Here is a 13906-nt window from a genome sequence, read left to right as displayed (position 1 = left end):
CTGTCATGGGTGCTAAGACTGTTCTGCCGCTTGTTGGTATCGCCGCTCTTGCGGTGATGACGGGCGGTTTCGGTCTGGCCGCTGCGCCTGCTGCCGCAGGCGCAGCCGGTGCCGGGGCCGCAGCGGGAGGCGTCGCCGCCGGGGAAGCCCTCGTTGGGGCTGGCGCGCTTGCCGCTGCGGAGGCCGGCGCTGTCGGTGCAACTGCCGCTGGAACGGCTGCCGCCACTGCTGGAACTGTCGCTGCGGCCGAGGGCGCGGCCACGGTCGGCAGCATGGCAGCGGCCGACGCGCTCGGCCAGGCGGCGGCTGTCGGCGCTACGCAGGCGTTCGGCTCCGGCGCTGCTACGGCTTCCACTAGCCTCTGGTCGCAATTCCTCGCCACTACCGGCCTGACCACGAAAGAGGCCATTGGCCTCGGTCTGTCCGGCACCGGCAGCGCCTTTAATGCTGTCAGTCAGTCGCGCCAGGCGTCCATGCTGGAAGCCTCTGCGGAGGCGGAGCAGTCCTACCGCGACCGCGCCGAATTGCTGGATGACATTGCGGGCGAGCAGGAACTTGCGCGCGGGCTGGCGGCGCAGAACGCGTTGTATGGCGCTGCCGGCGTTGAGGCCGGTTCCGGTTCGCCGCTCTCTGTCGCCTTGGCGACGCAGCGCCAGGCCGAGCAGGGTCAGCTTGCGACGGGTGCGCAGTATGACAATGCCAACGCCGTCGCGCTGCTTGAGCGTCGGTCTGTCCGCCGTTCGCGCCAAATGGCCCCGCTTAGTGGCCTGCTGCAATTCGGTGGTGACTTCGGCAAGACCTATCTCGGGCGGGTGTAATCATGGCGCTTCCTTTGTCCTATCGCGGCTCCAGCGTTCCGCGCCGGATCGGCTCGCCGTATGCGGCGCTCGGCAATCTTGGCAGCGTTGACAATGTCGGCAATGTCCTCGGCCAGCTTGCCGACGGGTTTATCCGTTCCGGCGCTGGTGAACGGGAGCAGCAGATTGTCGAGGTGGCGTCTGCCGAGGGCACCCGTGAGGGCCTGGCTGCGGCTGCTGCCGGCCGCGCGCCGAACATGCGGCGCGGGACCTCGGCTGGTGATGTGGCGTATTCTCGCGCGCTGGCGACCTCGTTCTTTGCGCGCGGTCAGATTGCGATTGACGATGCTGTTGCCGGCGCTGCGCAGAAACACTCGAAAAACCTTGACGGATACAACGATGCGGTTTCGCAGCTTCGGCCGCAGATACTTGCCAGCGTGCCGCCCGAGGTCCGGCCGGATTTCGAGTTGTACGCCGACAAGCAGATTTCCGATTTCCGTCTGCGGGTCGCCTCTGCGGTCAAGCAGGACGCCGAGGGCAAGGCGAACGCCGTCCACCTTGAGACATTCTCCCGAGCCAATGACCGCGCCGCCGCTGCGTGGCGCTCTGGCAATGTCAAGGAAGCCGAACAGCAAGACCTCGCTGCCCGCTCTGCTATCGAGAACCGTTCTGACCTGACGCCCCAGCAGAAAACCAAGGCGTTCCTCGATCTGGAAACCGATGGCCGCAAGCAATTCCTGCTGGGCGGTTTCGACCGCGCCAAGTCGCGCGGCCTCGATGCTGCCGAGCAGTATATCAAGGTTGTCCGCGACAACCCGGCCGTCGAGCCTGGCCTGCGCAACAGCGTCTCCGATTGGATGACTGCCCATCTGTCCGACCTGCGACGCGAACAGCGCGAGACGGAACACGACAACAAGGTGAAGGCCGACGACGCCCGGCAGCGGTGGCTCAGTGATTTCACCCTCAACTTTGACTCCGGTAAGGTGCGCGAAAGCGAAATCGAGACGGCCTATCAAAACGGCCTGCTCAAGCCGAACGAGCGCACGGAATTCCGTCAAAAGCTGACCAAGCGCGAGGGCGATTTTGGCCGTGTCGAGGCGGCCCTTGCCGGCGGGCGCGCGCTCGACCCCAAGGAAGGCGACGACCGCCGCGCCGTGGATGCGCATTACAAGCGCCGCACCGCACTGTGGGGTGAACTTGACGAGGGCAAGCGCGCGAGCGCGGAACTGGATTATGTCGGCAAGGTCGGCGTCGTGCCGGAAACCTTGCACTCCCGGCTGCGTACTGATCTGCGGCAGACTGATCCAGCGCGTATTGCGTCTGCTGCATCCTTCATGGATCGGCTGTTTGCCATCAACCCGGCTTTCCGAACCGATTTCAGCGACAACGAGCAGCATGTTGCGGACGCGACCGCCGTCCGCATGCGGCTGGGCGAAGCGCCGCAGCAGGCCGCACAAGCAGCCCTTGCCGCCATGTCTGTCAGCCCGAGCGACCGCAAGGCCCGTCAGGACGTGTTCAAGGAAGAAAAGCCCGAGGTCGCCCGGAAGTGGATCAAGGGCAAGACCACGGGCGGGCTGTTCTCGCCGCTGCCTGGCAATGTCGAGGACGCCCTAGTCGGCGATTTCACGGCTGCCTATGAGCAGGAATTCATGGCGCAGGGCAACGCAGACGTTGCCAAGGAACTTGCATGGAAGCGGGTCAAGTCGGTATGGGCAGAAACGAGCGCCGACGGTAGCGGCAAGCGGTGGATGCGCTATGCCCCTGAGGCGGTTTACGCCAACGGGCAGGACCCCGGCTGGATCGGCGAGCAGTTGCACGCCGATCTTGCGCGGGTCTCGATGTTTGACGGCGACGCCAAGGGCCGCGTCCGGCTGGAGCCGGAGCCGATGGCTGCCTATCAGGCGACGCAGTCTGGTCGGCCGCAGCCGTTCTACCGCGTCATGCTGAAAGGCGCGGACAACGCCTGGCGGCCGATGCTGGACGATAAGGGCGAGTATCTGCGCTGGCGGCCCGACTGGGAAAGCAGCCCGGCGCGTGGCCGCCTGAAATCCGCTGCGGCCAAGACGCTCGGCGCGAGCAGCGCCAACAAGCGCGATGCCGTCGAGAACATGGACGCGCTTGCAGCGCGCAACCGTGCTGTTGCACCAAACCAGCAGGACTAACCCATGCCTTTCCTGAACGATCTGCCGGCCGATCAGCAGCCGGTCATTGCAGCCACACCTTTTCGCATGCCCGAGCAGCGCGAGCCGGACCTTGGGTTCGGCGACGTGATCGGCGCGGCTTTCCGGCAGGACAACTTTATCGGCTCGGCTGTCGCTGCTGCCGGTCGGCCCGGCGTCGCCGCGCCCCTCAATCCCGAATTCGACGCGCTGCCGATGCTGGAGGACAAGTATCTCCGCCACGCAGCCGTGTTCGCCGAGGCCAACAGTCCCGATGATGTCGCCGCGCTCAAGCGGCGTATCGACGCCGAGGACGAGGACCGCCGCCTGATCTCGTCGGCCGGTGTCTCCGGCATCGCGGCGTCGCTTGCAGCCGGCGCACTCGACCCGATCAACTTTATTCCAGTCGGCGGACAGATTTACCGCAGTGGTCGTCTCGGCATGTCGGCCGCCAGGTCGGCGCTCTCGCTCGGAACTGCCGGTGCTGTCGGTGCCGCTGTCAGCGAAACGGCCCTGCATGCGACGCAGCTTACCCGCACCCCGGAGGAAAGCGCCGAAACCGTCGCGCTGTCCGCTGTTCTGCTCGGTACGCTGGGCGGCGTCGCGCCGCTTGCCATGTCGTCGCTGTCCCGCGCTCGCGGTCATGCGCCGGCCAGCCTGACGCAGGCCGTCGAGATTGCCGAGCGTGAGGCCGCCCGCGATCTTTCGCCGATGCCGGCCGGCACGCCGGACCCGCTAGTCGAAACGCACGGCGTGCGCATTTCTGCTGCCGACGCCGAGGCAAGCATTGCGGCCGAGCGTGCGGCGCTCAAGGCTGCCTATGACGAGGTGAAGGCGCGGCCCGATGGTCCCGCCGATGACCCGCTTGTGCTGATCCAGCCCAAGGATATCGAGGGCACGATTATCTCTCGCGGCGGTTTCGACAAGCACGGCGCGGCGGAGGTCACAGGCTCCGGCTGGGGCCTGGTCAAATTCATCTGGCGGCATGGCGAGAAATCCAACAAGGCCAAGCAGGTCGCAGAGGCCGACGTGCTTGGCTTCCCGAACATCATTCGTGAATACGAGCCGAGCGTGCGCGGTGACACCCGCGAGTGGGTCGTGCAGCGCGCCGATGGCGAGCGGGTCGTCTATGCGGATCGGAAATTCGTGGAGGATGGGCAGCGCCGGACGGTGACTATTCACGTCCTCGAAAAGCCGGATAGCAAGGCGCTGTCGCCCAAGCTGGACACCGGCCCCGCTGGTTCTCCCGGCCGAACTGTTCAAGGCCCGGACGGGGATACCTCTGCGGCGTCTTTTGCTCAACAGCCGCAGCGCCAGCAGGGGCCGGCAGAACCTAATATAGGCGCTCCGCCGGCCGGGAACAAGGCCGGTTCTGGCAGCCTGTCCGCCGCTGATCCCCGCGAAAACGTGTTGCATGAGCGGCTGAAATCCGCCCTAGGCGTGGAAAAGGCCGTTGCCTTTCAGTCGCCTATGATGCGCCTGGCTACCTCTGCCTCGGTTAAGGCCCGCCAGGTCCTCCAACTGGTGGCCGAAACGCCGTTCTATTACGACAAGAACGCGCTCGGCATAGCCTCGCCGATCTCGGCCGAAACGCGGGTCAAGTTGCGCCAGGCTCCGTTGGCTGCCGCGCTGGCCGATCTGGACAACGCCTGGCTCAAGCATCGCGGTATCGAGGGTGGCCGGCGACGGCGCGAAATCGCCGACATGATCCACGCGCCCGAGCAGGGTCAGCTCACCCGCAAGGCGTTCCTTGAGGAAGTCGGCCGCGCCATGCGGCGCGGTGACGATCACCAAATCCCAGAGGTTGCCGCCGCTGCCCGCAGCCTGCGCAAGCAGATTTTCGACCCGCTCAAGAATGACGCGATCCGCGAGGGCCTGCTGCCGGAGGACGTGTCTGTCGATACGGCGGTCAGCTACCTTAGCCGCGTGTACGATATCGAGCGCCTTAAGGCCCGTAAGCCCGATTTCGTGCGCGTCGTCGGCGGCTGGCTGGAGCGCGAGCAGGCAGACAAGTCGGCGCTGCAATCCCAACTCAAGACGCTGGACGCCGAGCGCGACGACCTTGTGCTGCTGCTGGACCGCACCGAGGCCAAGATTGCCCGCCGTGAAAGCGCGCTCGGCCGCGTGACCGCCAAGGCCGAGGAGGCCGGCCGCGCCCTCAAGTCGAATGTCGAGCGTCTTTTCGATCTGGCCGACCGCCGCGACGCAGCGGTGAAGCCCGCGGCGCGCGAAACTCCGCGTTACTCAGCCGCTGTCGGCGAAGCCGAGGCGCAGCGTTTCGCGGCAACCGATGCCGGCAAGGCTGCCGCATCTGCCGATCTGGAAAGCCGCCGTCTGCGCATCCGTGCCAATGAGGCGTCCTATCAGAACCGCCGGCTGTCCGAGCGGACGCAGGCTTTGCATGATCGGTTGAACGGTATCACGCATGACGCCGAGGCATTGCGCCTGTTGCGCGACGATGTTGCCGCGCGCCTGACCGACAATGGCAAGGCTATGGACGGCATTGTCGAGAAGTGGCCCGGCAAGTCCGACACACCCGAGGCCATCCTTAAGGCCGACACGGGCCGCGAGCGCATGGAACTCGATGACGTGGCCGAGCAGATTTACGACCACATTCTGCGCGCGCCTGGCGGCCGGGCGCCCTATGAGGCTGTGCCTGTTGTTGCCCGCGTCGGTGATCCGTCGGCGCGCGGTCCCATGAAGGCGCGAACCTTCAATATCCCGGACGCGCTGATCGAGGACTTTCTTGTCAGCGACGTTGACGTGATTGCCCGCCACTATACCCGCACGATGGCCCCGGACGTTGAACTCAAGCGCGCCCTCGGCAGCATCGACGGCGTGGAATGGCTGGGCAGTATCCGCGACGACTACAACCAGATGATCCGCGACGCCGGCAGCGAGAAAGAGCGCGCGGCGCTGGAAAAGCAATCGGCGCGCGCGGTGCGTGACGCCGAGGCGCTTATACAGCGTTTGCGCGGAACATACGCTGCGCCTGCCGATCCCGACCACTGGGCTGTTCGGACTTCGCGCATTGTGCGCGATTGGAACTATCTGCGCATGCTCGGCATGATGGCGACCAGCGCAATCCCGGACATGGCGCGGCCGGTGATGGTCTACGGCGTGCAGCGCGTGTTGGGCGATGGCCTGGCCCCGCTGCTCAAGGACCCCGCCGCGTTCAAGCTGCTGGGCAACGAGGCGAAGCTTGCCGGCGTTGCGCTGGACATGGTTCTCGACAGCCGCGCTTTGAGCCTGGCTGACATAGGCGACGACTACGGCCGCCTGTCGAAATTCGAGCGCGGTCTGAAAGCGATGGCAGACAGCTTTGGCGCTGTCACGCTCATGGCTCCGTGGAATGCGGCCATGAAACAGTTTGCCGGCGCTGTCGCCAGTCAGGCGTTCATTGACGGCATCCGGGCTGTGGAGAAAGGCGCGGCCGATGCGGCGATGATCGAGCGTCTGGCGATGGCCGGTATTGACGAGGGCCGCGCCCGCATGATCGGCCGCCAACTCGCCAAGCATGCAGAGGACCGCTCCGGGCTGGTGTTGCCGAATACCGAACGCTGGACCGACGCGGCAGCGGTCGAGGGCTTCCGCGCTGCCATCGCCAAGGATGTTGACCGGGTGATTGTCTCGCCAGGTATCGGCGACAAGCCGCTGTGGATGTCTACCGAACTCGGCAAGCTGCTCGGCCAATTCAAGTCCTTTGCCTTCGCCTCGTCGCAGCGCGTTGCCGTGGCCGGGTTGCAGCAGCGTGACGCCGCCGCTCTTAACGGCGTCCTGCTTATGACGGGTCTCGGCATGCTCACCTATGGCGTGCAGGGCACGCTTGCCGGGCGTGAACTGAGTGACGATCCCCGTATCTGGATTTCTGAGGGTATCGACAAGGCCGGCTGGACCGGCTGGCTGTACGACGTGAACAACATAATTGAGAAAACGACACGGGGCCGCATCGGCGTTCATGCCATTACAGGCGGGCCGCCGATCTCCCGTTATGCCAGCCGCAACGTGATCGGGGCGCTTCTCGGTCCTAGCGCCGGAACCGTCTCTGACGTGGTGCAGGTCTTGGGTGGCGCGGCTGCGCGAGAATGGACCGAGGACGAGACGCGAGCCGTGCGACGCCTGCTGCCCTACCAGAACCTGTTTTACCTGCGCCGGCTGATTGACGGCGCGGAGGCCAATATCAACGACGCCTTTGGGGTGCCGGCGAAATGACCTCAGAGAACCCGGTTGCGGCGATCCCGCCGCGCATCCAGCTTCTGGGCGACGGCGTCAAAAAGGAATTCGATTTCCCGTTCGCCTGGCTGGACGCGGCGCATGTCAAGGTTTGGGTCGGCAATCTGGCGTCCCCTGAAATCGTGGTCGAGGGCAGCGGCGCGGCCGGCTCCGGCAAGGTGCGGTTCGCGGAAGCGCCGGCCCTCAATGCGCGGGTTACGATTGCCCGCATGATGGAATTCGAGCGTAACGCCGCCCAGCAGGACCGCGTTGTCGAGGGCGATCTGAACGCCCTGACGATGATGGTTCAAGAGGTCGCCGACGCTGCCAGCCGTGCGGTGTCGTCGCCGCCGTATGACGACCCCACTGCGCCTATGACGATCCCTGCCGCCGAGCAGCGCGCCGGTCGCGTGCTGGCCTTTGACGCGCAGGGCAAGGCCATCCCGAGCGATCTCACGCTCGATGAGTTGCAGGCCGGCTCGCAAGCGCCAGGCCCGCAGGGTCCGCCCGGCCAGGTCGGCGCGCAGGGCGTGCAGGGTCCGCAGGGCGCGCAGGGCATCCAAGGTCCGCAGGGCCAGCAGGGCGTTGCCGGCCCGCTGGGGCCGCCAGGCCCGCAGGGGCAGCCTGGCCCGCAGGGTCAGCAGGGCTTGCAGGGTCCGCAGGGCCAGCAGGGCGCGCAAGGCCCGCAGGGACCGGAAGGCGTTGCCGGTCAGTCTTTCGTGCCCGACGCAGTCGGCACGCTCGCCGCTCGTGCGGCACACGATGCAGAGCCGGCCGGCTTCGCCTATCTGGCGGCCGATGCCGGCCTGCTGTTTTTCAAGCTGTCGGCCACTGCTGCCGACTGGTCCGACGGCGTCTATTTCGGTCGCGGCGAACAGGGTCCGCAGGGCATTCAGGGTCCGGTGGGTATCCAAGGCCCGCAGGGCGTGCAGGGGCCGCAAGGCGTGGACGGGCCGCAGGGTGTGCAGGGCGTCCGTGGCCTGACCTGGCGCGGCGCGTGGGCGGGCGCGACGGCCTATGTCGTTGACGACGCCGTGCAGCACAACGGGCATTCCTATATCGCGGTCGCTCCGAGCGTCGGTGTCGCGCCGCCTGGCGACGGTTCCAAGTGGCATGTACTGGCCGCCAAGGGCGACCAAGGCCCGCAGGGGCCGGTTGGTGCGCAGGGCGTGCAGGGCCTCAAGGGCGATCAGGGCGACCAAGGCCCGCAGGGCGTTCAAGGCCCCGTCGGTGCGACTGGTGTAGGCGTGCCGGCCGGTGGCGTTGCCGGCCAGGTCCTCGCCAAGTCCGGTCCCGCCGACGGCGCGACGGAGTGGCAGGCTCCGCCTTGGGTCGCCAAGGCTGGCGACACGATGACGGGCGCGTTGAACGTTCCCTCGGTTAAGACCGCTGGCACGACCGCGCTGGCGACCGGCGTCAAGCTGGCCGACAACACCGACGTTGGTTACGCGATCCTGCACACCACGCGGACGACGGTGCAGGAAGATGCGATTATCGCCAACTGCGCCGGCATCATCCCGACCGGCAACTGCTTTTCCAATCCGAACTGGGCGATGCCCGACGCCAACTGGTGGACGTGGGGGTTGGCGATCACGCGCGGCAACCCGCAAGGCTGGGATTTCGTCGGCGGCGTGCAGACCCGCAACGATCCGGTGCCGACGGTCAATTCCAAGATTTTCGGCGCGTATGCGCTGCATCATGTCGAGGTTGGTTTCGACGTGCAGCGGCGCAATGGCAACAACTGCAATTGCGGCCCGACGAACTGCTATTCCAACTGCAACTGTCAATGCAACTGCGCGTGTGACTGCAACTGCGGCGGGTCGAGCATGTGCTGCTGGCTGGAGGGAACGCAGGTCACTATGGCCGATGGCACGCTGCGGGGTATCGAGCATGTCCGCGTCGGCGACAAAGTGCTTGGCGCGTTCGGCGAGGTCAACGAGGTTCTGGCGCTCATGCCGACCACTGTTGGCAACCGTGCGCTGTGGCAAATCAACGACGCCCTGCCGACCACGTCTGACCACCCGCTGCTGGGGCCTGGCAACCGCTGGCACGCGGTCGAACCGGGCGAACTCGGTCAGGGCATGGGCGCAGTGCATGATGTGATCGAGGCCGGCGGGTTCGGCGATCCGATCACCGGCCAGGTGGTGCGTGACTACGCCATGCAGGACTGCGGTATCGACAAGCTGTCGGTCGGCTCGACGTTGTGGCGCGATGGCGAATTCGTGCGCGTTGACCGGCTGGACCCGATCTGGCTGCCGCCGCTGACGCCGCTCTACAACCTCGCTGTCAGCGGCAGCCATACCGTTCGCGTCAACGGTTATGTGGCCTCGGCCTGGCCGCGCGGCGATTTCGACTATGCGACGTGGACGCCCAAGGTGTGACATGCCCGGCCGCTATCTCTTTCCCATCCTCACAATCCCGTATGTGGTCGATATCTATGTCAGCGATCAGCAGGCCACTATTCGCCTGCTGGAGAAGGCGACCGGAGAAATCCCGCCCGTCTGGATACTGAACGACGTTTCGGCGGCTGACATGCTTGCCGTGCATGCGCCGCCGAATGTCGTCACCCGCGCCACGCCGCATGGTCACTGGTTCCGCGCTTCGGCGACGAACCGCGCAATGGTTGGCGACCTCGCGCCGGGCACACTGCTACGCGAAGTCGAGCAGATGGGCTTCAAGATTGATCCCGTCGCGCTCGGCTCGGGCGCGTGGTCTGATCGTGGCGTCTGGTTGTTCAATATGACATGGGCCGGCGGCCGGCTGCGCGCGCCGTTCAATCGCACCCTGCATACCGTCTACACCAAGGCGGTCGCCGAAATGGTCTATCGCGACCGGCAGGAATTCGGCCCGATGGTCATTGCTGTACCGTTTATGGAATACGGTTTCGACAAGTCCACGATCTACCTCAAGTACAACGCCGCGCAGGGCCTGTTGCACAATCTCGGCCCCGAGGCGCTGGTGATCGACAACCCCGGCTGCATCGAGGCGGGGCCTGGCGCGGACTGCGGCGAGCATTGCGGCGTGCCGGACTGCTGGCCGACGATCACAGTCACCGGCCCGGAAACCCTCGCGGCCGGCGCGACCGGCGAATACACAATCGAGGTCCGCCAGCCTGGCGAGGCTGGCGCGCTCGTCGCCGATGCGCAGCCGTGGGTCTATCTCGAAACTACGGGCGGTTATCTGCCCATCAATCGCGTGCAGGCCGTCGGCGGCCTGGCGTCCTTCCGTCTGAGTGCCCTCGGCCTTCTCCCCGGCGAGGCGATCAAACTCAAGGCCGGCTGGCGGCACTACAGCGGCGTTATCGAAAAAACAATTCCCATCGGAGCGGCAGCCTAATGGACTATCGACTGACTCTGGCGCGTGCTGACGGTTCCCGTCGCGTCGCCGTCTATCAACCCCACACCTCCAATCTGTTCTGGGCCGACACGAACGAGCCGGTAGACCTCGACCTTGTCGGGGCGAACGGCATGGCAGGCCGCGAATGGGACGTTGCATTCCCTGTCAGCCCCGACACGCCGGCAGGCAAAGCGCACGACGTGCGTTTGCTGAAAATCCAGATGGGCCTCAAGTGCAACTATTCCTGCCAGTATTGCAGCCAGGCGCACCAGCCGCACGATACGCAGGGTGATTTCGATGATGTCGAAACCTTCCTCGCCAACATGAACAACTGGCTGGAAGGCTCGCCGAAACAGATTGAATTCTGGGGTGGCGAACCTTTCGTCTACTGGAAGATTTTCAAGCCGCTGGCCGAGGCGTTGCGCGTCCGTTTCCCGAATGCGCATCTGAATGTCGTTACCAACGGCTCGCTGATCGACGCCGACAAAATCGAATGGCTCGACCGCCTCAACTTCGGCGTTGCCGTCAGCCACGACGGACCTGCCATGAAGTACCGCGGCCCCGACCCGTTCAACGATCCCGACAAGGCGGAGCAGCTTCGCGCGCTGTATGCGCGCCTGCGGCCCAAGGGCATGATCGGGTTTAACGCCGTTCTGCATCGCCGCAATACCTCTCTCGGCGAAATCCGCAAGTATATCGCCGACAAGCTTATGGTGCCTGCGGACACGCTGCCGCTGAACACCGAGGAAATCATGCTGCCGTATGACGACAGCGGCATGCGGCTCTCGCTGCGCAACGAGCGCGAGGCGCGCAGCTACATGGACACCGTGTTCTGGGAAACCGTGAAAGGTGGGGCGCCGGCTCTTGGCTGCACCACGATCCGCGAAAAGCTGCTCGGCTTTTTCCGTTCGCTCGGCGAGCGCCGGCCAGCGTCCGCGCTTGGCCAGAAATGCGGCATGGATGATCCCAAGAAACTCGCGGTCGATCTGAAGGGCTTCGCGCTGACCTGCCAGAACATGAGCAGCGACACCAAGCACCGGATCGGCCATGTGGATCAATTCGACGCCATCAGCCTCGATACGGCTTATCACTGGTCGGTGCGCGAGGAATGCCGCAACTGCCCGGTCCTGCAACTCTGTCAGGGCGCATGCCTGTTCCTTGAGGGCGATATCTGGAAGCAGGCTTGCGACAACTCTTACTGGCACAACCTCGCCGTCCTTGCGGCGGCCCTCTACTGGATCACGCGCTATCTGCTGGTCGAAATCGAGGGGCCGGCGCGGCGCGGTGGTCAGGTCGAGCGCATCGCGGTTATCACGCCGCCCGAAGTGGTGGCGGCGTGACATGCAGGGGGAAGTCAAGGACATGATCGAGAATGCGGCTGCCAAAACGCAGATGGCAACCGGCGTTGTGCTGGGGCTTACCCCGCCGGTTGCTTCGCTGCTGGATACAGTCAGCACCATTGCCGGCGTCGTTACCGTCGTCTGCGGTGCCATCATCGGTCTGCATGGCGTCTATCGCCTGATCCGCCCGAGCAAGAGGCGGTCGGCCCGTGAAAAAGCCTAGCCCCAAAGTGCTTACGCTGGTCGCCGCTGGCGCATCGGCGCTGCTGATTGCCTCGCAATTCATCGGCGAGCAAGAGGGCAATTCCCTCGTTGCGTATCAGGATGGCGCAAAAGTCTGGACGATCTGCGGCGGCCACACCAAGGGCGTCCGGCCTGGCATGACTGCGACCACCGAGGAATGTCACGCCTATTTCAAGACAGACCTCGGCCGCGCTTTCGCCGAGGTTGACCGGCTGGTGACGGTTCCCATGTCTGAGCCGCAGCGCGCCGCCGTGGCATCGTTCTGTGCGTTCAATATCGGTTCGACCAAATGCGCCACCTCGACGTTCCTGCGTAAGCTGAATGCCGGCGACAAGTCGGGCGCGTGCCGCGAAATTCTCAAGTGGACCTATGTCGGCGGGCAGAACTGCGCGGCTCCGGGCAACACGTCCTGCCGTGGCATCGTCGGCCGGCGGCAACAGGAGTATCAGCTATGCATGCTCTGATCCGCGCGGCGCTGCCTTATGCACTGACGGCGCTGCTCGTCGGTGTCGGGGTCTACAAGGTCACGGCCTGGCGCTACAGCGCCGAGATTGCCGGCATGAAGGCGTCGGCGGCCGAGGCGACTACCAAGGCGGTAAAGGCTGCGCTGGCGGCCACGGTCGCCGAGCAGGGCCGCATCGCTGAAATCGACCACGCCAAGAGCAAGGAACTGGACAATGCCAATCAGGAAATCGACCGCCTGCGCGCTGCTGTCGCTGACGGCTCTCGCCGCCTGCGCCTCGCAACAAAGCCTGCCGCCGTCGCCTGTGTGCCCGGAGAAGCCGAGCGCGCCGGCCTGGCTCCTGTCGCCGCAGCCCAGCTTACAGCCGACGCTGAACAGGCTTATTTCGATCTCCGGGCCGGGATAGAGCGCCGCGAGGTGATGCTGTCTGCCTGCCAAGATATGCTGCGCGGCCTGACCAGGCCCGCCGAATAGCCAAGAGGCGGCCGCTTGCGCGACCGCCTCAAGGTTAACCCAACCCCGGCCTAAGCCGGCGGAGGAAGGGCCGGATAGATGATTCGGCCTGGCCCGGTCAACGGGCGGCCCGGCTAATCTTTCTCCCCAGCCCCGAACCCCCAGACCGCCTTAAACGGCAACCGCTCTTGCACGATGCCGTCAGGCAGCACGGCATAGGCAGTGACGTCTTTCTGCTTGCAGGATCGGCAGCGCATGCGCCGTGCGACCTCGGCTGGGTTGGTGTGGCCGGGATAGGTCTTAAGCATGTCGCGGGCCTGCACCGTGGCGCTGACGCCGCAGCGGCAGCGGAACCCGATCTCCGCGCCGATCCGTCGATATGCTTGAAGGGTGAAAAGGTGGATGGGCATGCGGCAGAGATTCCATGTTCCGTAATTGTTCGCAAGCGGAATCTCCGTTTACTCAGTCGAATGAACGACCCCTGTGGATTGCGTTTTCTAAGTTATTGATTTGTGTGAAGAACTTACGCCCCTGCATAAAAGATGTGGATTACGGGGCTTTTGGACACCTTGTGCGATCAGAATCACACGCAGATGGATTATATTGCTGAGGCCATCAACCAGTAGGTAACACCTCGGCTCATTGGTAGCGCTGCCACTGAGCGACCGGACCTGGCCGCCGGGGGGAATATGGACTGATCGGGGCAGCGGAGGGCAAACCGCTAAACCGAAATCACGGGTGGCAAAAGAAAGGAGACGGCTAAGTTGAGTATCTACCAGAAAGTTGCCTTGGCAGTTGCCTTGGCGCAGTTGGTTGTCGCGGTCGCGGCACTGCTGATCTGAGCGTAGCTTAGGCGGGGGAAGGCCGGGTCCAGGCCCGGCCGACCTCTCCAAAAAGGAAGAC

The 13906-nt window shown here is 65.0% G+C and carries 10 protein-coding genes; 9 read left to right on the top strand and 1 reads right to left on the bottom strand.

What is annotated here, in order from left to right; genetic code table 11:
* Positions 1–5: 5 nt before the first annotated feature.
* Genes AC1ROT_RS00780 through AC1ROT_RS00740 form a run of 9 tightly spaced genes read left to right on the top strand, consistent with a single transcriptional unit; the run spans position 6 to position 13024 of the window.
* Positions 6–818: a hypothetical protein gene (locus AC1ROT_RS00780; protein ID WP_492996877.1), complete on the top strand. Its 813-nt coding sequence runs from the start codon at positions 6–8 to the stop codon at positions 816–818.
* Positions 819–820: 2 nt separating this feature from the next.
* The gene (locus AC1ROT_RS00775) at positions 821–2959 is read left to right on the top strand and encodes a hypothetical protein (RefSeq protein ID WP_492996876.1); all 2139 of its coding nucleotides are present in this window, start codon (positions 821–823) and stop codon (positions 2957–2959) included.
* 3 nt (positions 2960–2962) lie between these two features.
* Positions 2963–7168, top strand: a complete 4206-nt coding sequence (locus tag AC1ROT_RS00770) for a hypothetical protein (protein WP_492996875.1) — start codon at positions 2963–2965, stop codon at positions 7166–7168.
* Positions 7165–9549: a Hint domain-containing homing endonuclease gene (locus AC1ROT_RS00765; protein ID WP_492996874.1), complete on the top strand. Its 2385-nt coding sequence runs from the start codon at positions 7165–7167 to the stop codon at positions 9547–9549. The genes AC1ROT_RS00770 and AC1ROT_RS00765 overlap by 4 nt, the downstream gene beginning before the upstream one ends.
* Before the next feature lies 1 nt (position 9550).
* The gene (locus AC1ROT_RS00760; RefSeq protein ID WP_492996873.1) at positions 9551–10504 is read left to right on the top strand and encodes a hypothetical protein; all 954 of its coding nucleotides are present in this window, start codon (positions 9551–9553) and stop codon (positions 10502–10504) included.
* On the top strand, positions 10504–11844 hold the full coding sequence (locus AC1ROT_RS00755) for a radical SAM protein (protein WP_492996872.1): 1341 nt from the start codon (positions 10504–10506) through the stop codon (positions 11842–11844). The genes AC1ROT_RS00760 and AC1ROT_RS00755 overlap by 1 nt, the downstream gene beginning before the upstream one ends.
* 1 nt (position 11845) lies before the next feature.
* On the top strand, positions 11846–12067 hold the full coding sequence (locus AC1ROT_RS00750) for a hypothetical protein (RefSeq protein ID WP_492996871.1): 222 nt from the start codon (positions 11846–11848) through the stop codon (positions 12065–12067).
* Positions 12054–12551 carry a lysozyme gene (locus AC1ROT_RS00745; protein ID WP_492996870.1) on the top strand — a complete coding sequence of 166 codons (498 nt, stop codon included), beginning with the start codon at positions 12054–12056 and terminating at the stop codon, positions 12549–12551. The genes AC1ROT_RS00750 and AC1ROT_RS00745 overlap by 14 nt, the downstream gene beginning before the upstream one ends.
* Entirely contained in the window at positions 12539–13024 is a 486-nt protein-coding gene (locus AC1ROT_RS00740) for a lysis system i-spanin subunit Rz (protein ID WP_492996869.1), read from the top strand. The genes AC1ROT_RS00745 and AC1ROT_RS00740 overlap by 13 nt, the downstream gene beginning before the upstream one ends.
* Positions 13025–13137: 113 nt before the next feature.
* Here AC1ROT_RS00740 and AC1ROT_RS00735 read toward each other — a convergent pair whose 3' ends face one another.
* A complete protein-coding gene (locus AC1ROT_RS00735; RefSeq protein WP_492996868.1) occupies positions 13138–13413 on the bottom strand; it encodes a hypothetical protein in 276 nt (91 codons plus the stop codon).
* Between the last annotated feature and the right edge of the window lie 493 nt (positions 13414–13906).

This window comes from Ferrovibrio sp. GW821-FHT12E11, from assembly GCF_058806975.1.
This window is presented reverse-complemented; position numbering and strand designations above follow the sequence as displayed.